The organism is Nocardia nova NBRC 15556, assembly GCF_001613005.1.
In the GTDB taxonomy this organism is placed as follows: domain Bacteria; phylum Actinomycetota; class Actinomycetes; order Mycobacteriales; family Mycobacteriaceae; genus Nocardia; species Nocardia nova.
In genome coordinates, this window is the sequence record NZ_BDBN01000023.1 from 60337 (window position 1) to 86822 (window position 26486).

Genomic DNA, 26486 nt, shown 5'->3' on the forward strand with positions numbered 1-26486 from the left:
GGCCATCGCATATTATCCGGCTCATGTCATTACCGGGGGCGCAGAAGATCACCGTGCGCCATGAGGGAACCGATCGGATCTTCGAAAACACTCAGCAGGTGACCCTGGGCCGCGCGCCCGAGGTGACGGTGTTCGTCGACAGTCCGCTGGTCTCTCGTGTGCACGCGACACTTGGCTGGCAGGGGGGCGCCTGGGTGCTCGCCGACAACGGCAGTACCAACGGGGTTTTCGTGGACGCCCAGCGGATCACGCGTCCCGTCCCGGTGGATCGGCCGATGCTGGTCCGGCTCGGCGACGCGATCACGGGCCCGCTGGTTCATCTGCTGCCGGAGGCGCAATTCCGGCCGCCCGCACCGCCCACCCGGGCGCAGTCGCCGGGCCGTGCGCCGAATCCGCCTGTCCGGGCCGCGGGGCCGCGTGGCAGCGGCCCGCACGGTGGTACTCAGCACGGTGGGGGTCAGCACGGTGGGGGTCAGCAGCAGCGGCAACCGTCCCATCCCACACCGCAATCCGGGCAGATGCGCCGCCCGGCTGCGCCGCAGCCGCCCTCGCGGCCCGCGCCGCGGCCGAATCAGCGCCCGTCTCAACCGATTCCGGCGGCCCGCGGCTCCGGCGGTGTGCCGAACGTCAATATGACCACCAAGGCCGACACCTCGGCACTGCCGCCGGTGCGTGCGCGGGCCTCGACCGCGCCGATCGCGCGGGCCGACCGCATTCCGGCCGGCGGCCTGACCATCGGCCGCACCAGCGACAACCAGATCGTCGTCAACGATCCGCTGGCTTCGCGGCGGCACGCCCGCCTGGTCAAGAGCGGCGAGGGCCTCGTCCTCGAGGATGTGGGCTCGGCCAACGGCACCTTCGTCAACGGCCGCCGCGAGCAGCGGGTGGCGCTGCGCGAACGCGATATCGTCACCATCGGCAACGTGGACTTCGTCGTGCAGGAAGGCACGCTGAAACACCGCAAGAAGCCGGTCACCGAACAGGGATTGAGCGTGCACGGCGTCGGTTTCGTCGTCGAGGGCAACAAGCAGCTGCTCGTGGACGTCAACATGCAGGCCGGTCGCGGCACCCTGACCGCGCTCATCGGACCCTCGGGCGCCGGTAAGTCGACACTGTCGAAACTCATTGCGGGAACGACACATCCGTCGGCCGGTGTGGTCACCTTCGAGGGCCGCAATCTGCACGCCGAATACGAGGCCATGCGCAGTCGTATCGGCATGGTCCCGCAGGACGATGTGCTGCACCGCCAGCTGACCGTGCGCCAGGCACTCGGATTCGCCGCCGAACTGCGGCTGCCGCCGGACTCCTCGAAGGCCGATCGGCAGCAGGTCATAGACGGCGTGCTGAAGGAACTGTCGCTGACCGAACATGCCGATACCCGCGTCGACCGGCTCTCCGGCGGTCAGCGCAAGCGCGCCTCCGTGGCGCTGGAACTGCTGACCGGCCCGGCCCTGCTGCTGCTCGACGAACCCACCTCCGGCCTGGACCCGGCGCTGGACCGGCAGGTCATGACCATGCTGCGTGAACTGGCCGACGCCGGGCGCACCGTCATCGTGGTCACCCACTCGGTGGCCTGCCTGGACATGTGCGATCAGGTGCTGCTGCTGGCGCCCGGCGGCAAGACCGCGTTCTGCGGACATCCGGCCGGGGTCGGCGACTTTCTCGGGACCAGCGACTGGGCGGAGATCTTCGCGCGGGTCGCCGCCGAACCGGATCGCGCCTTCGCGAACTACCGGTCCCGGCAGGCGGCGCTGCCACCGCCACCGCCGGCCGTGCCCCGTGGCGTGATGGGGCAGCCGCCGAAATCCAGTGGCTGGAAACAACTGTCGACACTGTCGCGGCGGCAGGTCCGGCTGATCCTCGCCGACCGCGGCTACCTGGCCTTCCTGGTGGTCCTCCCGTTCGTGCTGGGTGTGCTGTGCCTGGTCGTGCCGGGTAAGAACGGTTTCGCGGCCGCCCCACCGATTCTCGGCCCGGACGGCCAGTTGCATCCGCAGCTCACCGGAGGAAGTGAGTCCCAGCAGCTGCTGGTCGTGCTCATCCTCGGCGCGTGCTTCATGGGGTCGACGCTGACCGTCCGCGACCTGGTCGGGGAACGCCCGATCTTCCTGCGGGAGCGAGCCGTCGGCCTGCTGCCCTCGGCATATCTGCTGGCGAAGGTGATGGTCTTCGGTGTCGCGGCGCTGCTGCAGTCCGCGGTGCTGGTGGCCATCGTGCTGGCCGGGAAGAATCCGCCCGGGAAGGGGGCGCTCATCCCGTCCGGCGGTATCGAGTTGTACGTCGATATCGCGCTGACGGCGGTGACGTGTGTGGTCGTCGGATTGTTGTTGTCGACCTTGGCCAAGTCGAACGAACAGGTCATGCCGTTGCTGGTGGTCATGATCATGTGTCAGCTGGTGATGGCCGGCGGCATGATTCCGGTGACCGATCGCGTGGTGCTGGAACAGCTTTCGTACGTCTTCCCGTCGCGCTGGGGATTCGCCGGCGGCGCCTCGACCATCGATCTGCGGACCCTGTTCGTCAACGCCCAGCCCGATGCGATCTGGCAGCACAAACCCGGTTTCTGGTTCCTCGACGCCGGCATGTTGATCGTGCTCACCGCGGCGCTGTCCACGCTGACGTGGTGGCGTCTGCGGCTGAAGAAGTCGGCCGCGTGAACGGGTCCGGAAACGAGCGTCGACAAGGGATGTCCGCACTAATCGGCCCTGCCCCGAGCGTGCCGACGCGACAGCAGGCACACTTATGCATGTGACGGCTCGAGTTGGGGCGATACATCTCGGATGGGATGTGGTGTCCGTGGCCGCCGGTGGCGGTGGGATACCGATCCGCCCGGTCCAGGTGGAAGGCACATATACGCCGCCTGCGTATTTGCTGGCGGACAAGTCCGGGCGACTGCACACCGCGGGCGTGGACCGGCAGCGGCCCGATCTGGGCATCGCGGTCTCCGACGTGCGTGACATCCTCGGGCATCAGCAGATCCGCATCGCCGGGGCGACCTGGCCGGCGGAGCTGGTGTTCCGTGCCCGGCTCTACAACCCGCTCGCCGCGATCGGCTCCCGGTTGCGGGGCAAGCCCGACGTGGTGGCGTTGCCGTTTCCGGACGACTGGGCCGACGAGAAGGTCGAGGAGTACTGCCGTCTGATCGAGCAGATGGACGTCGTCACCGACCCACTGCCCGAATCCGTGGCGCTGTCCGGTTATGTGCGGGCCCTGGGCCTGGTACAGCCGCCCGCGCGCGGCCGCCGCGGCGTCGGCGCGACCGGCGTCTATTCCGACGGCCGGGTGTGCCTGGTGGTGGCCGTCGACGGGGACGACGAGCAGCCCACCGAATCGGTCGGGGTCCCGATCACCCCGGATTCGATGCGGGACGCGCATTCGGCGGACAACGTCGTCATCGAGGTGATGGCCGCGGCCCGTTCGATCGGCGCCGACACCTCGACGGTGCTGCTCACCGGCAATGTGTGTTTCAACGACGCGTTGCGGCTGGCGTTCCAGAACCATCTGGGCAACCGGTTGCGGGTCGCCGATCATCCGATGCACGCCCTGGTGCTGGGTGCTGCGCATCTGCTGGTCACCGACAGCGAATACGCCGAGGCGGAGCAGGGGCCGGCTCCCGCGCCGGGTCCGGCGGTGCCGAATCAGCCGAACCCGGCGGTGCCGAATCAGCCGGGTCCGCCGCGACCCGGCCCGATGCAGGCGGCGTCGAATCAGGGCAGCCCGAATCGCGGTGTGCAGCAACCGGATTCCCGGGCCGAGAACGCGGGCCGGCATGCGGGGCTGCCGGATCCGGCCCGCCCGCCCGCCGAACCGCACCATCGTCCGGAGCCGCCGAATCCGCAGGGACTCGCCCAGGGCCGGCACGCGGCGCGTGATGCCGGGCTCGGATCGGGCCCGCAGCCTCTTCCGGCCGGTGAGCCGACCACCCGGATGACCCGGGAGGCCGGCCAGGTGGAAAGCAGGTTCACCCGCCCCCCGGCCGGCCCGGTCGATGATCAGCGGACCACCGAATCCGGTGGTCGGTCATCGGCCGGGGAACAACCGGACCACGAGGAACACGCCCACAAGGGCAAGTTGTGGAGCAAGGTCAAGGACAATCTGTTCGGCGCCCCGACGATCGTCGGAGCGGTAGCGCTGGCGGCGCTCGCGATCCACGCCGACGGTGAACCGGATCACATGGCGCGGCCGCTTCCCGACCACATCTCGGCGGCGGTATCCGGAGCCTCCGATGCGCGTCCCGGCGGCGCGGCGGCCGTCGATGCGCGATCGTCGGCCGGAATCGGCGCGGAATCCGACTTCGGCTCGTGGCCGGCCGTGGACAAGGTCTCACGCGCGCCCGAGCCCAGCCCGGCCTGTTCGGTCACGCCGAACGCCGTCGAGCGCCCGGGCCCGGGTATGCGGACGGTCGCCGACCATCCCTGCGCGCATCTGGCGGTCGACAATCTGCACTACGTCGTTCCGACCTTCCCCGGTGTGTTCGACTCGGGACCGCCCATTCACATCTGACGAGTCCGGACGCGATTTCGGGACCTCGAACCGACCCTGGTATCGTCGTCGTTCGGCGTGCGGTACGTCGCGGATTCGTCCGTGCCGTCCCACGAGCCCCCGGGTCTCCACCGGCCGCCGGGATCACTCGACCGTTCGCCTGGCTGGCAGAACATCAACGACAGACAGGGAAGCACTGTGCCTACGTACAGCCCGAAGGCGGGTGACGTGACCCGGCAGTGGTACGTCATCGACGCCACTGACGTAGTGCTCGGCCGCCTTGCCGTGCAGGCAGCGAATCTGCTGCGTGGCAAGAACAAGCCGACCTACGCCCCCAACGTCGATGGTGGCGACTTCGTCATCATCATCAACGCCGACAAGGTTGCCGTCTCCGGCAACAAGCGTGAGGACAAGCTCCTCTACACCCACTCCGGGCACCCCGGTGGCCTGAAGTCCCGGTCTGTCGGGCAGCTGCTCGACACCCGGCCGGAGCGCGTCGTGGAGCGTGCCGTCAAGGGCATGATCCCGAAGAACAAGCTGGGCAACCAGATCGCGCGCAAGTTGAAGGTCTACGGTGGCCCGTCGCATCCGCACGCGGCCCAGCAGCCCGTTCCGTTCGAGATCAAGCAGGTGGCCCAGTGACCGCTCCTGAGGAATTCAACGAGGAATACGTCGAAGACGCCGCCGTGGAGGTCGTCGACGAGGGTGCCGGCTACGACGCCGAGTACACCGAGTCCGAGGGCTTCGCCGCGCCGGTCGTCATCGACCGCCCGGTGCAGACCGTCGGCCGCCGCAAGGAGGCCGTGGTCCGGGTTCGCCTGGTCCCGGGTTCCGGCCAGTTCGTGCTCAACGGCCGCACCATCGAGGACTACTTCCCGAACAAGGTGCACCAGCAGCTGGTGAAGTCCCCGCTGGTCACCGTCGAGCGCACCGAAACCTTCGATGTGCACGCTCGCCTGGTCGGCGGCGGCCCGTCGGGTCAGGCCGGCGCGCTGCGCCTCGCCATCGCCCGTGCGCTGATCGAGGTCACCCCGGACGACCGTCCCGCCCTGAAGCGAGCCGGCTTCCTGACGCGTGACCCGCGTGCCACCGAGCGTAAGAAGTACGGCCTCAAGAAGGCCCGCAAGGCTCCGCAGTACTCGAAGCGCTGATCTTGCAGCGCGCGGCCGCTCCCACTCGCACCCACACGGTGTGCCGGTGGGAGCACGGCCGACGCGACCCCGTACGAGAGCAGGCGCCCACTCCCGGGCGCCTGCTCTCGTGCTGTATCGATCGACGGTAGGCCGGGGCGGGCAGCCTGCGTCCGCGACGCAGGGTCTCCGCGCTCACCGCAATTCAACTCGAGGGGCGAGATAGATGGGGCGTTTGTTCGGTACCGACGGAGTCCGCGGCCTTGCCAACGACTCGCTGAGTCCGGAACTGGCACTGCAGATTTCGGCGGCCGCGGCACAGGTGCTGGGCCGGGGCAGAGCGCGCGCGGTGGCGGTGGTCGGCCGCGATCCACGCGCCAGCGGCGAGATGCTCGAGGCCGCGGTGACCGCCGGCCTGACCGCCGCCGGAATGAGTGTGCTCTCGGTCGGGGTCCTGCCGACCCCGGCGGTCGCGTATCTGACCGCCGCCTACGACGCCTGCCTGGGCGTCATGATCTCCGCCTCGCACAACGCCATGCCGGACAACGGCATCAAGATCTTCGCCGCGGGCGGGCACAAACTCGACGACGGCATCGAGGACAAGATCGAGGAACTGGTCCGCGCCAAGGGTTTCGTGCGTCCGACCGGTGCGGGCATCGGCCGGGTGCTCAGCCTCTCCGGCGTCGACGGTCGTGTCGAGGACCATTACAGCCTGGCCGGCACCCATGAGCGCTACGTCGAACATCTGGTGGAGGCCACCGGCCGCGATCTATCCGGCATCACCGTGGTCGTCGACTGCGCGCACGGCGCGGCCTCCGATGTGGGACCGGCCGCATACCGCGAGGCGGGCGCGCGCGTGGTCGCGATCAACGCCGAGCCGAACGGGCTCAACATCAACGAGCGGTGCGGATCCACGCATCTCGAGAACGTGCAGCGTGCGGTGCTCGAGCACGGCGCCGATCTGGGCCTGGCACACGACGGCGACGCCGACCGCTGCCTCGCCGTCGATGCCTCCGGCACCGTGGTCGACGGCGACGCGATCATGGCCATTCTCGCCCTGGCGATGCACGAATCGGGCGAGCTGGTCCAGGACACCCTGGTGGCGACCGTGATGAGCAATCTGGGTCTGCACATCGCGCTGCGCGATGCCGGAATCACCGTGCGCACCACCGCCGTCGGCGACCGCTACGTGCTGGAGGAGTTGCGCCGCGGTGGCTACAGCCTGGGTGGCGAGCAGTCCGGACATCTGGTCTTCCCGCGATACGGCACCACGGGTGACGGACTGCTGACAGGTCTGAAACTGATGGCGCGAATGGTGGAGACCGGGCGCAGCCTGGCCGATCTGGCGAGCGTGATGACGACCGTGCCGCAGGTGCTGGTCAATGTCCCCGTCGCCGACAAAGCCGCGGTCGCGGCCGCGCCGGAGGTTCGCGAGGCGGTCGCCGAGGCCGAGCGCGTCCTCGGCGACGACGGCCGAGTGCTGTTGCGCCCGAGCGGGACCGAGCAGCTGATCCGGGTCATGGTCGAGGCGACCGATTCGCATCGCGCCAAACAACTCGCCGACGATCTCGCCAAGTGTGTCGCCGCGGTCTGACTTCGGCGGCCGCGCCGCGTGGCGCGCCGGACGGGGTGCGTACGCCGCGTAGGGGTGCGGCTGTCTAGGCCGTTGCCGAGGGCCGGAGCCGCGGCCGCGACGGCCGCATTCGCGCGCGATCGGCGAAAATCGCCTGGTCACAGTCGGTATCGATGGCCGGTCGCGGGTCCTCGCCACGTCGCGTGAAGGGCGTTGGCGCGCCGACGGTCCCGGCGATGGGGGCGCGACTGTCGGCTCCGGGAAGTATGGTGGGACGCACATCATGACGCGACAGCGAAGCTTGATTTCCGTGAGGGGGAACAGTGGAACCGCTGAAGCTTGATCAGTCTCCGACGCTCGACGACTCCGCGAATCCGGCGCCGCCGCCGACCGCCACCGCACCTGCTCCGGATACGGTGATGCGGGTCGATCCCGCGGCGATGGCCGCGTATACGTCCATCGCGAATACCGTGTCCCAGCAGCTCGCTTCGGCGGCTTCCGTGGCGGCCGGCGCGGTCGACCCACAGCAGCTGGCGACCGACCTCGGGCTCGTGGGAGCGGATTTCGCCGCCAAATTCGCGGCCGCGGTGTCCGAACACGCACAGGCGCTGTCCACCGCGGGCAAATTGGTCTCGGCCTACGGGCGGGGTCTGAACACCTACACCGCGGGTGTGCAGGGTACCGACGAGGACTCGGCCGTCGCGATCACCCGGACGGAGCCGCGGTCATGAGGCGTCCGATCGGATTGCGGCGCCGGCCCACCGCCGCCCGCAACGACACCACGTCGCCCGCAACGTCATCCGATCCGTCCGTGGATCCGCCGATCGTCGCGACATTGGTCCAGCCGCTGCTGGAGCTGCGCGCCTCGCTGGGCACCGGTGTCGCGACACCTTCTTCGGCCATCACCGGTGCGCTGTCCAGCGCGTCCACACAGGCCGCCGACACCGAGGGACCACACCGCGACGGCGTCCACGCGCTGGAATCCACCTGGACGGGGCCGGGCTCCGACGCGGCCGTTCCGGCCTTGCGCACCACCCAAACTCAGATCGGTGACATCTCCGATCGGGGCCCGGCCTATCTGGGCGTACTGGCCGATGCCCACGCGACCAGCGCACGGGCGGCCGGCCGGATGGACCGGATCATCGCCGATTTCCGGCGCGACGCTCGAACCATCCTCGGCAACGCCACCGCCGCCCCGGATACCGATGCGGTGATCAACCGGGCCACCCAGGCGCTGCGCGATGCGATCACCACCGTCACCTCCGCGCGCACCGAAATGGACGATCACTCGCGCCGATTGGACGAGATGGGTCCGCTGACGGTCACCACGCCCGCCGGACTGAACTCCTCGCAGGCGTGGGGAGATACCCCCGATACTGTGCTGCCCAGCGCCTACGGCGCGATTCCGGGCCAATACGGCACGGTCCCAGCGCAATACGGGATGGCGCCCGGACAGCCGATCGATCCGGCTCAGCTTGCGCAGCTGCAACTGCAGCAGCTGCTCGTGCAGGCCGGTGTACAGATCGGCACCTCGGCCATCAATGCCGGTGTGGATATCGGTACCCACCTGATCGACAAGATCGCCGAGGTGGGCACACACACCATCGACACGGTGGCCTCCTCGGTCGACCAGGCGATACCGCAGCTGATCAACCCGGACCACGCCACCGGCGACAAGACGAATCCGGCGGGTAATTCCGGAGATTCGGCGAAGCTGTTCGACTTCGGCCCCGGCAAGGCGACTCCCGGAACGACCGGGCCGGGCTCGATCATTCCGGGCGCCCCGGCGCCCGACAAGGCGCCGGCCGACAAGACCCCGGCCGACAAATCCGATCCGCCACCGCCGTCACCGTCGTCCATCATCCCGCCACCCGCGGACCCGGCACCGATGCCGAAACCACCGGCACCGGCCCCCGCTCCCGCGCCGGCTCCGGAGACGGCCCATCCGGGCGGCGTTGCCGGAGGTATGGCATTGCCGCCGCCGGCCGGTAGCGGACAGGACCACAAACCTCGCGACGGTCAGCTCGGTGTCACCGTGCCGGCGGCCGAGACAACGGTTCCCGCCGCCGTGATCGGCGACTTCGGCGATGACACGGTCTGAGCCGGACCCGCAGCAGGACAATCCCTTCGACCTCGGCCTGCCGATGGTCCGGACTCCCGTCGGTAAGCAGGGCCGCAAGCGGCGGCCGGGCCGGCGGAACCCGAACCGAACGGCCGGGGCGACCTATCACGGCGCCGTGGCCGTGCCGCCGGCGCGGCCCGGTCCGGAGCCGGCGGTCTATCCGTCGGGTGAGTGGGAACAGTGGCTCGAGCCCGCGCAGCGGACGATCCCCGACCCCGAGCCCGAGACGGAACCGGAACCGCGGCGCATCCCGGTCGGGGGGCCGTTGACCGATCCCGACCTGGTCGACAAATCGACGCTGGTTCCGCACATCGTCGACCGCTCGGGCGGTAACCCCGGTCCTGCGCTGCGACGTCCTCGCCCACGCCAGGCCGGGCCGCGCCGCGATCATCGGCGTGGTGAAAAATTGCTGGCCGCACTTACTTTGATCGGTGTGGGGATCGTCGTCGTCTCGGTGGTGCTGACCGTCATCCACACGGGGAAGCGGTCGCAACCGGCCGCGACGAAACCGCCGATGGTCGCGGCGGTGCCGGTGCCCACCTCGGCGAGCGTCACCCCGTCGCCGCCCTCGACCACGGCGGCGGCGACCTCGACGATCGCCACCGACGGCTGCGAGCAGCAGCGCACCGCGGAAGTGGTCTCCGGTACCGACCCCGGAGGCACCGCGAGCGGCCCGGACGCCATCCTGGCTTTCGAGCGGGCGTACTACGTCCAGCGGTCGGGGTATGCCGCGCGCGCCGTCGTCGCCGACGACTCGTCGGTGCCGCCGGCCGACCAGATTCAGCGCGGTATCAACCAGGTGCCGGTCGGCACCCGCTACTGCGTGCAGATCACCCGTACCGGCGACGAGGGGCAGTGGGAGGTCCGCCTCACCCAGCAGAAGCCGGACGAACAGCCGCATGCCTTCACCCAGATCATCAGCACCCGAGCGGAATCGGGCCGCACGCTGATCACCGGCATCGCGGCCGGCTGAACCACATCGAAGGTTCAGAACCGAGCGTGCACGAAGCCGGTGAAAGGCACGAGGAAGCCACCGATTTCGCAGACGATCAGCGCGTACATGGCCGATCGCAGCGGCAGCCCGATATCGCCGCGGAATTGATTCGTCGTGTCCCGCCGCAGCCCGTGCAGGCAGTACGAGGCGACCGCGCCGGCGAAGAAGCCGAGAACGACCAGCGCCGCAACGAGATTCACCGCCGTCGGCCAGTCCGACAGCTCCACGAAGACCGCGAGCAGTAGCGCGGCGAAGCTGTACATCAGGGCCGCGCGATGCGCGATATCGACGTAGGGGTGCGCATGCCCCTCCGGTGAGGTCCGCATCCCGTGGTACTTCCACACGCCCAGCAGCAGCGCCCAGACGAAGAGAAGGCCCGCGATCAGCAGGGTGATTCGGGTGTCGACACCGAGCTGTATCCGGTCCATCCGAATCTCCTGGGCGGTCGCGTGAGGCATCGCGATCGCAATGCCGAGCAGGTTCTGGTTCACCGGTCTTCGGTGAGTTGTCCGGCGGACATGTGCCAGCGCCGCGTCGCACGCACCGTATCGAGCATGCGGCGATCGTGGGTGACCAACAGCAGCGTGCCGTCGAAGGACTCGACGGCCTGCTCCAGCTGTTCGATCGCGGGCAGATCCAGATGGTTGGTCGGTTCGTCGAGGACGAGCAGATTGACCCCGCGTGCCTGTAGCAGCGCCAGCGCCGCGCGCGTGCGCTCACCCGGCGACAGAGTGTCGTTGGCGCGCAGCACGTGCGGGCCGCGGAGCCCGAATTTGGCCAGCAGCGTACGGATCTCCGCCTCCGGCCAGTCGGGTACCTCGGCGCCGAAAGTGTCGGCGAGCGTGGCCGTTCCACGGAACAGGCCACGCACCTGATCGACCTCACCGATCGCCACGCCCGAACCCAGCGACGCCGCCCCGGCATCCGGAGCCACCTTGCCCAGCAGCAGCGCCAGCAGTGTGGATTTGCCGGAACCGTTGGGACCGGTCAGGACGATCCGATCACCCCAGTCGACCTGCGTGGTGACCGGACCCAGAGCAAACTCACCGCGCGACACGACGGCGTCGGACAGCGTCGCCACCACCGAGCCGCTGCGCGGTGCGGATGCGATCGACATCCGCAGCTCCCACTCCTTGCGCGGCTCCTCCACGGCCTCGAGCCGTTCGATGCGGCGCTGGGTCTGGCGCACCTTCGAAGCCTGTTTCTCGGTGGATTCGGCCCGCATCTTGCGACCGGCCTTGTCGGAGTCCACCTTTCGCGGATCGCGAGCCTTCCGGCGCGCATTGCGTACGCCATGTTCGAGCCAGTTTCGTTGCATCACCTGCCGCGCTTCCAGCCCGGCCTTGGTATCGGCGTACTCCTCGTAGGCCTCCCGCGCGTGCCGGCGGGCGATCTCGCGTTCGGCCAGATACGAGTCGTAACCGCCGTCGTAACTGCCGACCTGCTGCTGGGCGAGATCGAGTTCGACGATCCGGTTGACGGTGCGAGCCAGGAACTCGCGATCGTGGCTGATCACCATCAACGGCGTTCGCACCCCGGTCACGAAATTCTCCAGCCGGGTCAGGCCCTCCAGGTCGAGATCGTTCGTAGGCTCGTCCAACAGCAGAATGTCGAAGCGCGACAACAGGACCGAGGCCAGTCCGGCCCGCGCCGCCTGCCCACCCGACAGCGCGGTCATGGGCGTGTCGAGGCCCTGCGGCAAACTTTCGGTGAGTCCCAACTCGGCGGCCACCTCGGCGGCTCGCGGCTCCAGGTCGGCACCGCCCAGTGCGAGCCAGCGGTCCAGGGCGGCCGAATAGTCCTCGGCGGCGGTCTCGTCGGTCGCCAGCTGTTCCGCCGCGGCGTCCATCGCCAGCTGCGCCGCCGCCACTCCGGTCCGGCGGGCCAGGAATTGGGCCACCGTCTCGTCGGCCAGGCGTTCCGGTTCCTGTGCGAGGTAGCCGATCGTCGCATCGGGCGGACTCAGCGTGATCCGGCCCGTCTGCGGCGTGCGAGCGGCCAGCATCCGCAACAGCGTCGACTTGCCCGCTCCGTTCACCCCCACCAGGCCGATCACATCACCGGGCGCCAGCACCAGATCCAGGTCCTCGAACAGCACCCGGTCTCCGTGCCCCGCCGACAGGCCGTGCGCGTGCAGAGTCGTACTCACGCCCACGAGTCTGCCGGGTTCGGGGTACCACCCTGAGCCCGGGCCGTGGAAATCAGGGTCGGGATGGGTCTCGCGCCCGATGCGCGCGAGGGCGCCCGCACAGCACAGTGGAACCACCACGCACGACCGTGACAGAAGGAGAGCGTTATGACCGCCCCCACCCGCCGCCTCACCCGATCGAGCTCCGACAAGTGGATCGGCGGCGTCTGCGGTGGCCTCGCCGAATATTTCGGCTGGAACGCCAATCTGATCCGCCTGCTGTTCGTCCTGTCCTGCTTGCTGCCCGGCCCGCAGTTCATCGTCTACCTGGTGCTGTGGATCGTCATCCCGAAGCAGTAGCGGACGCGATGCGACGGTAGTTATCCACAGGCAAACCTGCGGCCCACCTCGGCGCCGGCAAGTTATCCACAACATGCCGGGCCGGGGATGCGCAGCGCCGCTTCCGGATGCCAGGATGGAACAAATTCCCGCACGTCCCTCGAGGAGCACATACATGATCCATTCGGGCGATCTGCCGGGCCTGGACCTGCCGGAAGTCGACGCACACTCCGACCTCGGCGGCATCGGCGCCGTGGAGCTGAACCACCCGTCCCAGGACATCGACGCGGACGGCATCCTGGACACCGAAACCTTCCACAGCGACCACTCGATGGAAGTCTGGTCCGATATGGACCACGACGGCTACGCCGACCACGTCAGCATCGTCGACGACGGCGGCGACTACTCCGCCTGGGAGTTCCACCACTATCCCGACGGCCGCACCGAGTGGGTCCAGGTGGACAAGGGCAAAATGGGCAAGTGAGCGGCGTGGCTTCGGTTTTCGACCGCCGGTACGTGATGGAACCGGCTGCTGTCCGAGCGCGTCCAAGAGAGTACGGGAAGGCTGTGGCGTCGGCCGCAGGTCAGCGAGGGAGGGGAGCTAACGATGGCTTCGGGTGGGCACGTCAAGGTGGACGTCGTGTCGCTTCAGCGGATGGCGACGAATCTCAAGGGCTCCGCGGGTGTACTCGACAACAAGACCACGGAGTTGACGTCGCATACCTTCGGGGGTCCGCAGGCCGGCCGTGACTACACTGCCGACGGTGTCAAGATCAACCACTCGCTGGGGCACCTGACCGCCTGGTTGAAGAATTGGCAAACCGCGATCGCGAAGATGGGGGAAACGATGAGCACCAGCGCCGACACCTACTCGACGGTCGATGACTCCAATGTCGAAAAGTTCAACGCGACGGGTGTGAATCTGAACCCGACAACGCCCGCAGCGGCGCGCGTCTGATGTGTTCCCGATGTCGTGCGCATCGTGTCCGTGGTGGTGAATGCTGGTGACTCTCAACGTTTCTACCGACGCCTCCGTAGATAAGATCCTGGACGAAGGTTGCACCGGGCTGATGTTCTTCCAGGAATATCTGCCCCGGTACGCGCAGGTCAACAAACTTCTCGGATTCGGCCGAGCAGAGATGCCGTCCTACGAATCCTTATGTGCCAAATACGATACCGAGCGAGGCATGGACCTTGCCGCCTTGGACGGTGTCGCACAGGATCTCAGCCGCGTGGTCGGCGAGGCCGATACCGAACTGGAACTTCAGAAGACGCAACTCGGCGCCGTCCAATCCATCTGGCAGGGCACTGCCGGAGATGACGCACATGCCCTGCTCGACCAGCAAGTCCGGCGTGCGCAGACGGACTACGACCAGGTCAAGCAGGTGTCGTTGGGCTTGGCGTTCGCGCCCGGCTCGTTGCGAAATGCGGTCTTGGGCAAGGCGGAAGCGGTAAAGAAGTATTGGAAGGACGACGGCCCGGACTTCGATGGCAGCGCGGGGCGGCAGAAGATCGACTGGATGATCATGGTGGCTGCCGAGTACAAGAACCCGGGTTCGTACGCGCCCGTGGTGTCGATGCAGATTGCCAAGCAGTACGGGCCCACGGCCACGGACTGGCTTCGAACGGTTTTCGTCAAGGGTGTGGAAGACACTGTCCAGTCTTTCAATGACCTTTGCGCGCGGACGAAATCAACGATCGAGCAGCTCTACGGCGGCATATCGGACGCCCTCGACCGATTGGATGTCTCGGCGTACCCGATGCCGGCAGGGACTCCGCAGCCGTCCCAGCCGAGCAACCCGGGGCCTTCTCCGAGCAATCCGGGACCGGCACCCGCCAATCCGGGCCCAGCTCCGGCGAATTCGGTCCCCAGTAATCAATCGACGCCGGGGAATACCGTCCCGTCGTCGGTCTCGCCGACGGTCACCTCCGGCCTCGACGGACTTGCGCAGATCAGTCAGGTGGCATCCCAGCTCTCTCCGGTGGTCAGCACGCTCGGGCAGTCGCTGACGCAGGGAGCGACAGCGTTGTCCACCGCGATCCAGCAAGGGTTCGACGGTGCCCTGCAGCAAGTGCAGTCGCTGTTGCAGCCGCATGACGCGAAGGGGGCCGCAGACGGTAAACCGAATGCCGAATTCGACATCGCCGGAAGACATCTGAAGTTCGAGATGGGTCCGAACGGTGAGCTGAAGGTCGTGATGTCCGACAGTTCGGGCGACGAGAAGACCTACAGCATGAAGCTGGACGAGCACGGCAACCCGGTGATCAACACCGAGGACAAGAAGCCGGGTGCGGAGGGGGACGCGGGGCACCCTGGCGACTCACCCGCAGGTGATGGTCAGCCCTTCGGCGAGGGGCAGCAACCCGGTGACGGCCGCAAGCCCGATGACACCGAGCAGAAGCAGGACAGCGGTGTCGGCAAGCCGGGCAACGATGATCAGGCACCTCCGCCACCGAAGCCGACCGACCAACAGCCACCCGCCGGAGGTGGTCAGTCGAGCGAAAACGGTGGTAGTCAAGCCAATCCGGTCAACCCGGCTACACCCCCGCCGCCTCGCCGTGACTCCGAAACCGATCACAAGCCGCCGGCCGTCCCGCCGCAGGGGCCGCCGCCCGATCCCAACGGCTCGGGCGCGGAACTGGCCGAGGCGGGCCCACTCTGACTCGTCCACCGCTGACCACCCGGGAGAATTGAGATGGACCTCGCCCGCCACCTCGAAGAGGTGATGTACGAACACAGCCGCTGGCTGCGCAACCACAACGAGGACTACGAGGAAGCTCAACGCCGACTCGCCGCCAATGGCGCACATCTCGCCGCGGAGATCGACCGAGGCGTCGCCGAAGCCGAACGCCTGGCCGCCGCCGAAGCCGAGGAGCGCGAGCGCCAAGAAGTAGAGGCCCGCGAGCAACGCGAAGCGATAGCCCGCGCCGCGGCCGCCCGGAAAGCCAACCAGGCCGTCGCCCCGATCGACGCCGAAGACGAGGACGACGCCTACTACCGCCGCAAGAGCTGGCTGGTCTGAACCGGCAGGCTTCCCTCGTCACGGCCGGGCCGAGTTGGTCACAGGCCGTTGTCCCTCTCCGCGGATCGGAGCATGCGCACAGCGACCGATAGCTCGGCAGGGCCCGGCTGCGCAGCTGCATAACCACATTCTCGAATGTGCGCCAGGAACGCAGGTTCCGGAACGACATCGTGTTCTCGCAGGTAGTACGCGACTGCGCGCGACCACATCCATGTGCCGTCGGTCGCGAAGGAGGCAGGCACGACCTTGCCTCTCGACGCATCAATCCTGTCGATCGTGCGCCCGCTCGTTCGCGCCGCGATCGTCGCACCAGAGAGGAATCGCAAGACAGCCTCACGTTCGGCGTCATCCAACGAAGGACGCTCGTGGGCTGGTGCGGGCATGCCTTCGGAATCGAACGCCCCGAACAACTCGGCAATCCTCACCGTTCCGCTCCCCCCTCGCCGATCGCTGTGCTAACGCTGGGCGACTGCCTTCAGTCGTTCCAGTGACGGAAGTTCGTCTTCCACAGCGTTCGGTTCGATCAACCCGGAGAGGCGGTCTTCAGGATGGTGGCGACTGTCATGAAGGGTCTGCAGTGGCGGAAGTTGCTGCCTGTACCCATGGCTCAATCGCAATTGCCAGAGACCGGCGGCGATGTGCGCTGTCCTGCCGGCGGACCGGAGAGGAAGGTAGTCGGCGGCGTCGTTCTCGACCGAGGCCCAGAGATAGCCGATATGCCGACCCTCCTTCAGTATCGGCAGAAAGCGGACTGCACTGGATGTGCTGGTTGGGTAGCGGCGCAACGGCGTGCTGACCAGCGGGCCCCAGCCCTGTGAGCGGTCGACCGGCGTGCCGTCGGGGTACATACCGTCCTGTACCAGCGGGTCGGGCGGAGGAGGGCCGCCCGGGTTCACCAATTCGTATAGGGCAGTAAGGCTTTCGGCTCGCCTGACCGAAGCGCCGGCGGGTATTCCACCACCCTCGGGATGCTCCGCCGCACCGATCCACTGCTGTACCGCTTGCTGGGCCGGGAGCCGGTCTGCGTAGGCGGCGGCCAGCCGGTCCGCCCACGTGTCGATCGCGGTCCACGACGGGTCGGACAGCGGATCGCCGTCCGACATCTTGCGGATGAAACCGGCGGAGTTGTGGGTCGCCGATGCCCAGAGGCACCCCATGAATTTGCCGCGTCGTATGACAGGCACATATCTGACCGGTTGCCTGGTCCAGCCCTCGTATGTGGCGCGAGGTGCCATCGGCGCACCGAAACCGGCTGGAGGTTCGTAGCCTGGTGGGGCGGCAGGGGGCTGGTTGGCGAAAATGAACTTGTCACTGACGATCGCCTCCGCCACACGTCGTTCCTTTCATCCGTGTACATAGGGTGGGCGTGAAGTCGAGCTCGAGCCCTGCCGACGAGCTTGTGCGGTGAATCCGCTACTGCTGTGCGAGATTTACGAGCTGTTGCACTGTGGGAAGCTCCGCGTCCGGCACGTTGGGTTGGATCATGCCTGACATGTGGTCTTCAGGGAAGGCGCGACATCTGTCGAGGATTTCGAGCGGTGGAACGTTCTGTTCGTAGCCCTCGGTAATGCGAAGTTTCCAGAGGCCGGCGGCAATTTGTGCGGTTCTGCCCGCTGCCGCGCGGGGCAGGTAGCCGGCCGCGTCGTTGGTGGTCGACGCCCACAGGTAGGCAATAAGGTTGCCGCTCTTGATAATCGGCAGATACCGAACCGGTGAGTCGGTGGTGGAGGGGTAGGTGGTAGCGGGTGCGGAGACGAGTGGTCCCCAGCCCTGCGCGCGATTCACTGGTGTGCCGTCAGGGAATTCGCCGTCTTGAATGAGAGGTCCAGGCGCCGCAGGGCCGCCAGGGTTGGTGCGCTGGTACAGAGCGTCGAGATTCGGCGCGTCGGGGACAGGTGCGTCGGCGGGGATGTAGCCGCCGATGGGATCTTCGGGCGCGCCGACCCAGCGCTGTACAGCATCGACGGGACGTAATCCCTGCTTGCAGGCGGCGTCGAGCCGCTCCCGCCAGACGTCCATCCAAGAGAAGTCGTCACGACTCAGGATGCGAACCAGTCCGGCGGAGTTGTGGTGCTGCGACGCCCAGATGTGACCGACGAACTCACCGCGGATCAGGATCGGCCAGTAGAACAAGGGTTTACGAGTCCAGGGCTCGTATCGCCCTTCGAGCGGATCGCGCTGCGGTTTCGGCTCCGGATACTCGGGCGTCCCCGGCGGCGGGAGGGGGCCCCAGTTGTAGCTGGTGTCGTCCCAGGAGTTCACGATGATGATCCCGTCTACGAGGGTTGTTCGTCGGTGGGTGATGCGGCCCCGGGATTCCGGTAATGTTCCCGTATTTCGCCTGGTTGGATCTCGTTCTCAGGAGTGACCAGGCCGAATCCCTTTGTGAATTTAGGGTTGTCGTCGACAATCCGCTGCTCGGCCGGTACGGCGTCTCGGGCGGCGATATCTTCGGCCACTCGGCGATCGATGTCATGCAACTCCTCGACCGAGATGCCCATTCGCGCCGCAATCTTTTCGTCGACTCGACGCTGTTCGGCGGGGTCGGCGGCGGAAGGGCGGTCCGGCTGATAGGTCATCGTGCGCTCCGGTTCGGTCAGAAGTATGCGGCGATTGCAGTGTCGTATCGTGCATCGGTCACATCGATGACCCCCGGCGGCTGGTAGTTCTGCCGACGCACATGGTCCACGAATTCCTGTGGCATGTCGAGCGAGTAGTTTCTCAGATAGTGGATCGAATCCAGCCGCCATATCCACTCGCCGTCCGAAACGAGAGTGGGTCCGCTACGGATCCACTCACGGCCGTCCACCATATCTACGACATCTTCCATGACATCGAATACAGGGGTCCCGGCCTGCATATAGTCCGCAATCCGATCGCGGTCGCCTATGATTCGGGTGGTGTACGACTCGGATAGCGGTTTCAATTCGGGCTTGTCTTTTCGGTACATTTCCCGATATATGCCGACCGCTCGAAGATTCTGCACAGTAAACTCTTTTCGACGAGTATCGAATGTGGTAAAAAGTTATCGACCGGTGCCGCCTTCCATCAATGCCGCGACCGGAATCCGCACAGAACTCGGTGTGCCGGGATTGACTACGACCGACGCATCGTCCGGTAAGCGTTGTAGCAGGGTTTCGAACGGTACCCGCTCAACGAACCGGTAGTTCTCCGGCACGATCTCCGGCCGGGTGTACAGTGCTACGAAATCTCCCCGAGAATCCGAATATACGACTGTCTCAACAGTTCCGTCGCCAGGGATGTACACATCGGATGACCGTAATGCGTTCATGAGGGATTCCTCCGTCCCATACCCCGTCGCAGCCAGTTGCAATTGCCTTTCGGTGTCGTCACCGGGCTTCGGCATCCCCAGCTTGACCGGCGACGGGCGGTACTTGGCGTTGCGTTGGAATTCGCCGCTGATTTTTCCTTCGTCGTCGACTTTCCATGCCCCCTCGATTCCGTACGGGGGAACGTTTCCATCCTGAGGAAAGAACGGGTCGATCACGTACACCCATCCTCCGGGTTGTTCCGCGGCAGCCTTTCGGAGCGCGGGAGTTATCGGCGGTGGTGTGTTATCGGTCATTCTCATCTCCTGCATCCAGAATCGGATCGACCGGTCAGTATCTGTCCATGCTAGTCGTCGGTGCTCTCATCGCTCTCGGACGGTCTCCCTCCGGCACCGGGATCCCCGTCGTCTCTGGTGACGTAGTTCGGATTGGGAATGAAGTCACCGTACTCTCCGGTCGAGTAGCTGTACGACCTCGCACCTACGATGAACTCGCCGCGGATTCCTCCCGGAAATGCCACTTCGGATTCGTATTCCATCGTGTGGGCGCCGAGTGTCTCGTTGACATCGATTCCTCCGGGAGCGTCCAGCTCATAAGTGAAACGCCCTCCGAATTCCTCGCCGATATCCTCGCGTGTCGATGTGCTGACGAAAGCCGAAGGGACATCGTCCTCTACGTATTGCGAGAGGTCCGTGAACGAGGGATCTCGGGGGGAGAACCCCTGGTCGAAAATCACAGCGGGCGGCCTGTTGTCACTGCGATAGAGAGGTTCGTTGTCGGTTCGCCATCGGGGATCCACGCCCATGTCGCTGATGTCCACCGATGGGTCCACGGCTGCCTCGAGGTGGTTGTCGTCCGAGGCCATGATGTCCCAGCCGTCCCGGCGGCCTTCGGTGGTGACGGCCGAGTTATCGGATTCCGCGATGTCGACGTGGTGCGGTTCCTGTGTGGGTTCGGCACCGCCGGGGTGAAAGGTGGCCCAGTGCCCACCGTCGTGAACGACGGCGGGCGAGTCGGGGGCCCGACGCACGCCGACGGTGTCCGACGGTGCGCGTACCGGCGCCCCGAGTTCGTCGGCGAGCTGCTGAGCCCAGCCGATGTCGTTGCCCGCATGGCAGGAGATCAGGCGGACCGGAGTGCCCGGCTGGTAGTTCGGGTTGTTCCGAATCGCGTCGGCAACGTATTGCGGACTGGTCTCGTTCTCGTGCCCGGGGATCGGGCGGCCGAAGCGGTTCCCATGGACGATGACATCGTGTTCGCCCTCATTGCGGAGATTGTCGTAGACACGATGCGTCTGGGGGTCGTCACCTATGGCAGTGCGGTCGGGGCCGTGCAGGACCGAGTGTTCCACTTCGCCTGTGCCGGTCTCGATTTCGTGATCTGTGGACCCTTCATGATCGTCGGTGTCGTGGTGTTGGGCCGCATCCTCGGAATGGGGAACGTGTGGAGGTGTCTCGTAGAGGTAGATCCGGGTGCGCCCGAACAGCCCGGCAGTCGGATCGTGCGTGACACCGCGCACTTCGAACGTGGTGTTGCGATCGAAAAGGACTTCTCGTTCACCCGGCCGCACGGAGTGCTCTGAGATATCGCGGCCGGTGCTGGAGTGGATGACGAATTCGACATTGCCGACAAAGGTGCGTCGAGGGTCCCGGGAGGTACTGGTGAACGCGGGCTCGGTCACCGTTTCGCCGGGAACATACCGCGCTATCTCTTCGGGGCTCAGTGAGGTGCCACGCCAGACGGTGCCGGTGTGGGCCGGCAGATTGCCCAGACCATCGGAGATCCGTTGTGCGAGTTGCTGCTGGTCCGGATCGAGTTCGGTGTGGTTGCGCAGACGGTTGTTGAGCTCGGTGTAGTGGTTCCCGTCGGGGTCGGTGTAATCACGGATAGCTTGATGCTGTTCGGGCGTCGGTTCTCCGCGACCATGATCGGGAGCGTATTGGTGCTGCGGCGCTACTGCGTCGCCACGTTCGGGACTCGTGTGTGCGGGCGCGCTGTCACGCCTGCCCGATTCCGGTATGTGGCGGTTCCCGCGAGTCTCGCCGGGACCGGAAGCTTCTGGTGCGGTGTGGGTCGATTCCGGGCGAAGGTCCGCCCTCGCACCGTCGGTCCGGGTGGGAGCCACGGGTTCGGGATCGGACCGATGAGATGGCGGGCTCGACCGGTCGACCGACGTTGTCGTCGTTGTCGGTTCGCCCGGGCGATGGACGACTGGTCCGGGTTCTCGCGGCACCGAGGAGCCGGGGCCGGGGCGCCGTTCCTCATCTCCGGCCGAGTGGTCGGGGCGAGGTCCGTCCGCTGCGGTGACCGGCGTCGCGGGTGGCCTACCGTTCGGTGCGGTCGCGGGTGCTCCGGAGCCCGGGCGAGATTCGCTCGGGCGCATCGATTCGCCGCGTGCCGGCACTTCGGCCGGATGACCGGTCGGTCCGGCGTTGCCTTCGTCTCGCGGTGGGGTGCGCGCTGGATTGCTGTGGTCGGCGTCCGAGCGCCGAGTCGAAGGCGCCGGTTGTGCATCCGATGGACGACGCGCGGATTCGTGCGGTGCCGGTCCGCTCGCGTCGTTTCGATGTGGGCCGGATGCGTTGGGTTCCGTTCGTGATGCGGGAGCTGATGGTCGCTCGTGTTCGGCCGCCGGCGCGGCCATGTGCTCGGGCGGAAGAACTTCCGCGTGCACGGTGAATGTCGGCCGCATGCCGGATTCGGTCTGGACCCATCCGGTATGGACGATGTCGTTGATTCGGTACCGGGTATGCCGTTGCAGAATCAGCTCGCGTTGATCGGGGTACGCGCTGTCGTGGCCCATCCAGAGGCCGGGGGATCCGGCCGGGACCGTCATCTCGATCCGGAACGGGAATGGCCGGCCGTCGACCTGAGTGAGATTCGCGCCCAGAGACGTTGACATATAGGCGCGTTCCGTTTGTGTTGTGCCGATCAAGGCACGCGGATCACCGCCCGCTCCGAGTTGACGTCCCATCTCTGTCTCCATGAACGAGAGGTCGTGCAGCCCTCTCAGTACTTGGACGGATTCGGGAAGCGGTCTGTTGAGTGCGGCGTCGGTTTCCGCGATCCGCCGATGGAAGGCCTCGACCGTGGGCGGGCCGTCGAAGTACTGGTGCAGGAACCTCCAGTTCCCCTGATTGCTCGCCAATGCGTCGAGTCGGGCTGCCGGATCCGGCTGTGAACGTACGAAGTCGACCCACTGGCGTTGGAAAGGATCCAGGTCGCGCCGCATCGCCATGCGATCCAGATCCGCCACCGTCCGAGGCATTTCGCCACGATTCGCATGGGTCAGGGCTGCGGCGGCATGACTTTCGGCACGCAGATGGTCGAAATGACGACCGACTGCCTCCAACGGATTGGGCGAGCGCAGGAAGCCGTTCGGGAACGACTGGACCGTGTACTGACGTACCGCATGCTGTAGTTCGGGAGGCAACGAGTGCAGCACATGTGCCAAGCGATTGTCGCCGTAGCGTTGGCCTGCTTCGTCGGATCCGAATCGGCGCACACCGTCGCGGCCGACCGCACCTTCGTCGGAATGCGAGTGGTCACCGGGCGGTGGGTTGTGGTGTGGCGGCGCAGCGGGATGGCCCCCTTCGTGGGGCACACCATTGTGCGGTCGCGGGCTCGCCGGATGGGTGGGCGAGGAGTGCACGGCATGGTTGTCGGCGGCGGGTCCGTGGGCGCCGGGATGTGTTGTGGCGCCTGTCGGTCGGGCCGTGTTGCGGGCATCGGGCCCTGGAACCGGACGGCGTGCGGGACCGGCGGAGGGGTCCGGATGTAGTCGGCCCGCCCGCTCCGGATGTGTCCGCGCGGCTGGTTCGGGGCGGGCCGGTGACGGCTCGGAGGGGCGATGCGAGGGGCGCGGTGTTTCTGGACGTGGTGTGGTCCCACCCGGACGAGGTCGGGGACCTGCCTCCGGGCGAGGTGCCGGCTCGCCGGGGCGGTGGTTCGGGCGGGGCGTCTCCGGGTGGGATCCGTTCGGCCGTGGGGATTCCGGGTGGGGGTGGTTCGGCCGCGGTGATTCCGGGTGGGGATGGTTCGGGCGGGGTGATTCCGGGTGGGGATGGTTCGGGCGGGGTGATTCGGGGGTGGTCGGTCGGCCGGTCGGTCGGTGAGCTTCCGGACGGGGCGTCGAGTGAGGGTGGGTGCCGTTCGGGCGGGGTGATTCGGGATGCGGTGCCGGGTGGGTGCCGTGTGACGGGGTTGCGCTGCGCCGCATCCATTCCGGTGGGCGCATGGCGTTGTCGAGGAAGTTCGGGTCGTGGTGGGCCCAGCGGGGTGGGGTTGCCGGTTCGGGTTCGCGGCGCAGCGGCGGGGTTTCCGGGCGTTCGGCTGGACGGGCCGGGTGTTCGGGGGCGTTGGCGGGACGATCGTGGGCGGTGTCGGCGCGATCGTGTGGGTGCGTGTTCCGCTCGTGTGGTGTTCCGGCGCGATCGCTCGGTGTGGGAGTGCGCTCGGCCGGGCGCTCCGGATGAGCGGTGCCTTCCGGGGACGAGTCGGGAGCGGTCGCGGCTTCGCGCGCATGGGCAGGTGAAAGCTCCTGTGCGGCGGGGTCTTCCGTTGCCCGGGCGCGATGCTCTTCCCAGCGGCGGACTTCCAGATCGTGCGGGCTTTCCCCGGGCGGGTGGGCGCGGGCCGCCGAGATCTCCTCCGGCGTGGGCTGGTAGCGGTCGATGTGGGGGTTGTATCGGCCGGAGTAGAAGGGATCCATGTGGATCATCCGGCCGTCGTTGTGGCGGGCGACGTATGCGTGCGCCGCGGGGTCGAAACCCGGGCGGTGCGGGGGCGGCTGCGGCGTCGCTGCGGGCGGTTCCGCCTCCGCGCTGCGGTCGGTGTCGGTCCGCGCCGGCTCGGCCGGTTCCGTATCGGAACGGTCGTGGGGTGCGGCGATCGCATCGTCGGTCGGGTGTTGCTCGCCGGTTCGGTGGGCCGGGGTTTCCGCGGCACCCGGGTGTGCGGAACCACGACCCGGCGCATCGGCCGACTCAGGTGACCCGTTCCGAGTTCCGTTCGGAGTTCGAGGGTCCGAATCATTCGCAGCGTCGGACGGTCGTTCGACAGCCGGTTCGGCGGTATTCCTGTTCTGCGCGTGCCCGTTTCGGTCATGCGAAACCGGTGTGCGGCTCGGCTCCGGAGTGCGTGCCGGCTCCGGTCGGAGGCGGGCCGGAGCGTGGTCGGCGGCGGTCGAGCCGGGTGCGTGACGAGCCGGCTCCGGGCGGGCCGTCGTGCGCGGCGCGGATGGCGCCGGACGCGGGGACTCGGTCCTGCTCGCCGGGGTAGTGTCGGGTCGCGCGTTGTCGCGCGGGGCACGGGAATTGTCCGGGCGCGACGCGGTCTCGGGCCCGATGTGCGGGCCTGCCGATCGGGGGTCGGAGTGCGGTGTATCCGCGTGAGTCGGGGTGTGAGCCGGAGTGTTAGGGCGATGCGTGCCTTCACCACCGGCGGAACCGAGAGATCCCAGCGACCCCATGGAGGGGGCCGCCGACGGCGTCGTGGCAGCGGGGGTGTCGGCGGTCGCGGCGTGTGTGGTTGCCGGGGTGTCCTCGGCCGGAGTCGGCGTCCGATCGCCGCCGGGGTGCGGCACTGCGGCCGGGTCGACCGAACTGCCGTGTGGCGTTGCCGTGGGTTGTGCCGGATCGGGTTGCGGTGATGGTGACTCGTGTCGGCCCACCGGCGTTCCGGCATCCGGGTGTCGCGACGGATCCGGTGCTGCCGCAGGGGAATCGGGGTGCGCAGCGGAAGGCGGCGTCGCCGGATCCGAATGCGGTGAGCCCGGCTGGTCGGATCCCGGCCGAGTCGTCGTCGGCGCATCATGTGGGGGCGAACTCGCATCCGGATGCTGAGGTGTGGCATGGTCCGGCGCCGGTGGGGTGCCCGGCGGTGTGTCGTGGGAGGGCGACGAGGTCTCGGAAGCGCCCGGATGTGTGGTCCCGGCGGGTGCCGGCGAGTCGGTGTCCCAGTTCAGGCTCGACCCGGGGCGCGGTGACTGCTCGGGAACGGAATGCTCCACCGGTGCGGCATGGCCGGACGGCCCGTTCTCCGTGCCGGCGGTGTGCGGCGCCGGCGCCCCATCCGTCGTCGGCGTGTCGTGTTGCGGCGCAGTGTTTTCCGTATGTTGCGGAGGTCCGTTCCCGTGATCCGGCTGGGCGGTTCGGTCCGGTGCGGGCGCCGAATCGGTGTTGTGTCCGGTCGTGCCGGTCTCGGTGCCGGCGGGCGCGGGCTCCGAGGTGTGGGGCGACGGCTGTGCGCTGGTGTCGCCGACATGTGTGGGACCGGCCGGCGGGCCATCGTGAGCCGGGGATGGTGCGGGTGCATTGTCGTGCGCTGGGGACGACGGTCCCGGCCGCGCCGGGTTCGTTCCGTCATTCGAAGGCGTGCCGGTCGAGTTGTCGTGCGTACCACTCGAATGATTCTGTCCCGCAGCGGAATCAGAACTGCCAGCCTCCCCGGCGTCCGTCGTTCCGGATTCGTGGCTCGCGGGCGTGGTCCGCCCTTCGTGCACCTGGCCGAGCGCACCCTGAGCCGCGCCGGCGACCGACGATGTCGCGAGCGTGGTCGGGTCGACCTCGAATTTCCCGCCGAACGGGACGCTCGCGGCGGTTCCGGCGACCGATCCGGCCGCGCCACCGACAGCATCGGCGGCCGTGCGCGCGGCGAACTTTCCGGCAGTCGACCCGGCCTTGTCGACGAGGCCCTTGGCCAGCCCGTCGGAGCCCAGTTTCGCGCCCACCGCACCACCGACAGCGCCTGAAACGCTCTCGGCAAACAGCCCTTTCACTTCCTCGCCGGTGAAACCACCGCGCTTACCCTGCGCCATCTGCAGCAGACTGGCGCCCGCGTCGACACCGGCGCCCTGCGCCACACCGATGATCGCGGCCTTGGCCAGCGCCCGGGTGGAGATCTTCTGGATCAGCCACTTGATGATCTGGCGGATGGTCAGGCGCGCGGCGACCTGCGCCGCAGCCTCCTCCGCCGCGGCGGCGGGGGCGCCGATACCCGTACATGCCGTGGCGATCGCCTGGATCATCTGAATCGCGAAGATCACCAGGGTCGCGATGATGACGTATTTCGTATGTTCGATATCGGTGGCGGTGTCGTCGAGGTCCTGGCTCAGGCCCTTGACTTCCTCGATCAGCCCCGGCCACAGGCCTTTGTCGCCCGCGACCTGATCCCAGAACTCCTTGATCGCCTCGTGGGTCTTCCCGTCGACGGCGGCCAAAGCGGAGGTGGTGACCGAACCCGCGTCGGTCTGAATTTCGGTCAGGGCGTCGGCGAGCTGGTCCCAGCCGTGGGCGAGCCGCCGCATCGCGGTTTCGTCACCCTTGGGCCAATCACCGGCACCCACAACATATTTCGCGACCCACTGCAGTTCGGTGGGGATTTCGATACCCATGTGCGGCGCGGA

22 protein-coding genes are annotated in these 26486 nt (G+C 67.5%); 13 read left to right on the forward strand and 9 right to left on the reverse strand.

The window, feature by feature from the left end; all coding sequences use genetic code 11:
• Positions 1–23 precede the first annotated feature (23 nt).
• From NN2_RS10385 to NN2_RS10420, 8 genes are all read left to right on the forward strand, one after another.
• Entirely contained in the window at positions 24–2657 is a 2634-nt protein-coding gene (locus NN2_RS10385) for an FHA domain-containing protein (protein WP_063012596.1), read from the forward strand.
• Positions 2658–2742: 85 nt separating this feature from the next.
• Positions 2743–4503: a hypothetical protein gene (locus NN2_RS38515; protein WP_063012598.1), complete on the forward strand. Its 1761-nt coding sequence runs from the start codon at positions 2743–2745 to the stop codon at positions 4501–4503.
• Positions 4504–4680: 177 nt separating this feature from the next.
• Positions 4681–5124, forward strand: coding sequence for a 50S ribosomal protein L13 (gene rplM, locus NN2_RS10395; protein ID WP_030513473.1), 444 nt, complete (start codon positions 4681–4683; stop codon positions 5122–5124).
• On the forward strand, positions 5121–5633 hold the full coding sequence (gene rpsI, locus NN2_RS10400) for a 30S ribosomal protein S9 (protein WP_030513474.1): 513 nt from the start codon (positions 5121–5123) through the stop codon (positions 5631–5633). The genes rplM and rpsI overlap by 4 nt, the downstream gene beginning before the upstream one ends.
• Positions 5634–5838: 205 nt before the next feature.
• Positions 5839–7206, forward strand: a complete 1368-nt coding sequence (gene glmM / locus NN2_RS10405; RefSeq protein ID WP_063012600.1) for a phosphoglucosamine mutase — start codon at positions 5839–5841, stop codon at positions 7204–7206.
• A gap of 302 nt (positions 7207–7508) precedes the next feature.
• Positions 7509–7916, forward strand: a complete 408-nt coding sequence (locus NN2_RS10410) for a hypothetical protein (protein ID WP_227462913.1) — start codon at positions 7509–7511, stop codon at positions 7914–7916.
• Positions 7913–9286: a hypothetical protein gene (locus NN2_RS10415; protein WP_063012602.1), complete on the forward strand. Its 1374-nt coding sequence runs from the start codon at positions 7913–7915 to the stop codon at positions 9284–9286. Before NN2_RS10410 ends, NN2_RS10415 begins: the two co-directional genes overlap by 4 nt.
• Complete coding sequence (locus tag NN2_RS10420; RefSeq protein ID WP_063012604.1) at positions 9273–10280, forward strand: DUF8176 domain-containing protein; 1008 nt, start codon at positions 9273–9275, stop codon at positions 10278–10280. Before NN2_RS10415 ends, NN2_RS10420 begins: the two co-directional genes overlap by 14 nt.
• 14 nt (positions 10281–10294) lie before the next feature.
• Here NN2_RS10420 and NN2_RS10425 read toward each other — a convergent pair whose 3' ends face one another.
• A complete protein-coding gene (locus tag NN2_RS10425) occupies positions 10295–10729 on the reverse strand; it encodes a hypothetical protein (RefSeq protein ID WP_174554959.1) in 435 nt (144 codons plus the stop codon).
• A gap of 59 nt (positions 10730–10788) precedes the next feature.
• On the reverse strand, positions 10789–12450 hold the full coding sequence (locus tag NN2_RS10430; RefSeq protein WP_063012698.1) for an ABC-F family ATP-binding cassette domain-containing protein: 1662 nt from the start codon (positions 12448–12450) through the stop codon (positions 10789–10791).
• Between the two features lie 147 nt (positions 12451–12597).
• Here NN2_RS10430 and NN2_RS10435 point away from each other — a divergent pair, with 147 nt between their 5' ends.
• From NN2_RS10435 to NN2_RS10455, 5 genes are all read left to right on the forward strand, one after another.
• On the forward strand, positions 12598–12789 hold the full coding sequence (locus NN2_RS10435) for a PspC domain-containing protein (protein ID WP_030513481.1): 192 nt from the start codon (positions 12598–12600) through the stop codon (positions 12787–12789).
• Between the two features lie 154 nt (positions 12790–12943).
• The gene (locus NN2_RS10440; protein ID WP_030513482.1) at positions 12944–13252 is read left to right on the forward strand and encodes a DUF6802 family protein; all 309 of its coding nucleotides are present in this window, start codon (positions 12944–12946) and stop codon (positions 13250–13252) included.
• Between the two features lie 123 nt (positions 13253–13375).
• On the forward strand, positions 13376–13726 hold the full coding sequence (locus NN2_RS10445) for a hypothetical protein (protein WP_063012605.1): 351 nt from the start codon (positions 13376–13378) through the stop codon (positions 13724–13726).
• Positions 13727–13766: 40 nt separating this feature from the next.
• Positions 13767–15431 carry a hypothetical protein gene (locus NN2_RS10450; RefSeq protein ID WP_063012607.1) on the forward strand — a complete coding sequence of 555 codons (1665 nt, stop codon included), beginning with the start codon at positions 13767–13769 and terminating at the stop codon, positions 15429–15431.
• Positions 15432–15464: 33 nt separating this feature from the next.
• Positions 15465–15791, forward strand: a complete 327-nt coding sequence (locus NN2_RS10455; RefSeq protein WP_063012609.1) for a hypothetical protein — start codon at positions 15465–15467, stop codon at positions 15789–15791.
• 38 nt (positions 15792–15829) lie between these two features.
• Here the strand turns inward: NN2_RS10455 and NN2_RS10460 are convergent, their stop codons facing one another.
• The 7 genes from NN2_RS10460 to NN2_RS10490 all read right to left on the reverse strand — a co-directional run bounded on the left by NN2_RS10460 (position 15830) and on the right by NN2_RS10490 (position 26474).
• Positions 15830–16216 (reverse strand): hypothetical protein, encoded by a 387-nt coding sequence (locus tag NN2_RS10460; protein ID WP_063012615.1) that lies wholly within the window; start codon positions 16214–16216, stop codon positions 15830–15832.
• Between the two features lie 30 nt (positions 16217–16246).
• Complete coding sequence (locus NN2_RS10465; protein WP_156511297.1) at positions 16247–17122, reverse strand: hypothetical protein; 876 nt, start codon at positions 17120–17122, stop codon at positions 16247–16249.
• An 82-nt stretch (positions 17123–17204) separates the two neighbouring features.
• Positions 17205–18053: a hypothetical protein gene (locus tag NN2_RS10470; RefSeq protein WP_063012620.1), complete on the reverse strand. Its 849-nt coding sequence runs from the start codon at positions 18051–18053 to the stop codon at positions 17205–17207.
• 14 nt (positions 18054–18067) lie between these two features.
• Positions 18068–18370 carry a hypothetical protein gene (locus tag NN2_RS10475; protein ID WP_063012622.1) on the reverse strand — a complete coding sequence of 101 codons (303 nt, stop codon included), beginning with the start codon at positions 18368–18370 and terminating at the stop codon, positions 18068–18070.
• Positions 18371–18387: 17 nt separating this feature from the next.
• Entirely contained in the window at positions 18388–18777 is a 390-nt protein-coding gene (locus tag NN2_RS10480) for a hypothetical protein (protein WP_063012624.1), read from the reverse strand.
• A gap of 39 nt (positions 18778–18816) precedes the next feature.
• Positions 18817–19377: a type VII secretion system-associated protein gene (locus tag NN2_RS10485; RefSeq protein ID WP_169812394.1), complete on the reverse strand. Its 561-nt coding sequence runs from the start codon at positions 19375–19377 to the stop codon at positions 18817–18819.
• A 50-nt stretch (positions 19378–19427) separates the two neighbouring features.
• Positions 19428–26474, reverse strand: coding sequence for a scabin-related ADP-ribosyltransferase (locus NN2_RS10490; protein WP_063012628.1), 7047 nt, complete (start codon positions 26472–26474; stop codon positions 19428–19430).
• Positions 26475–26486: the final 12 nt, after the last annotated feature.

What these genes read in the sequence shown, in the direction of transcription:
- NN2_RS10385 (WP_063012596.1), top strand. Translation starts at nt 24, where the DNA reads ATGTCATTACCGGGGGCGCAGAAGATCACCGTGCGCCATGAGGGAACC.
- NN2_RS38515 (WP_063012598.1), top strand. Translation starts at nt 2,743, where the DNA reads ATGCATGTGACGGCTCGAGTTGGGGCGATACATCTCGGATGGGATGTG.
- glmM (WP_063012600.1), top strand. Translation starts at nt 5,839, where the DNA reads ATGGGGCGTTTGTTCGGTACCGACGGAGTCCGCGGCCTTGCCAACGAC.
- NN2_RS10415 (WP_063012602.1), top strand. Translation starts at nt 7,913, where the DNA reads ATGAGGCGTCCGATCGGATTGCGGCGCCGGCCCACCGCCGCCCGCAAC.
- NN2_RS10420 (WP_063012604.1), top strand. Translation starts at nt 9,273, where the DNA reads ATGACACGGTCTGAGCCGGACCCGCAGCAGGACAATCCCTTCGACCTC.
- NN2_RS10425 (WP_174554959.1), bottom strand. Translation starts at nt 10,729, where the DNA reads ATGGACCGGATACAGCTCGGTGTCGACACCCGAATCACCCTGCTGATC.
- NN2_RS10435 (WP_030513481.1), top strand. Translation starts at nt 12,598, where the DNA reads ATGACCGCCCCCACCCGCCGCCTCACCCGATCGAGCTCCGACAAGTGG.
- NN2_RS10440 (WP_030513482.1), top strand. Translation starts at nt 12,944, where the DNA reads ATGATCCATTCGGGCGATCTGCCGGGCCTGGACCTGCCGGAAGTCGAC.
- NN2_RS10445 (WP_063012605.1), top strand. Translation starts at nt 13,376, where the DNA reads ATGGCTTCGGGTGGGCACGTCAAGGTGGACGTCGTGTCGCTTCAGCGG.
- NN2_RS10450 (WP_063012607.1), top strand. Translation starts at nt 13,767, where the DNA reads ATGCTGGTGACTCTCAACGTTTCTACCGACGCCTCCGTAGATAAGATC.
- NN2_RS10455 (WP_063012609.1), top strand. Translation starts at nt 15,465, where the DNA reads ATGGACCTCGCCCGCCACCTCGAAGAGGTGATGTACGAACACAGCCGC.
- NN2_RS10475 (WP_063012622.1), bottom strand. Translation starts at nt 18,370, where the DNA reads ATGACCTATCAGCCGGACCGCCCTTCCGCCGCCGACCCCGCCGAACAG.
- NN2_RS10485 (WP_169812394.1), bottom strand. Translation starts at nt 19,377, where the DNA reads ATGACCGATAACACACCACCGCCGATAACTCCCGCGCTCCGAAAGGCT.
- NN2_RS10490 (WP_063012628.1), bottom strand. Translation starts at nt 26,474, where the DNA reads ATGGGTATCGAAATCCCCACCGAACTGCAGTGGGTCGCGAAATATGTT.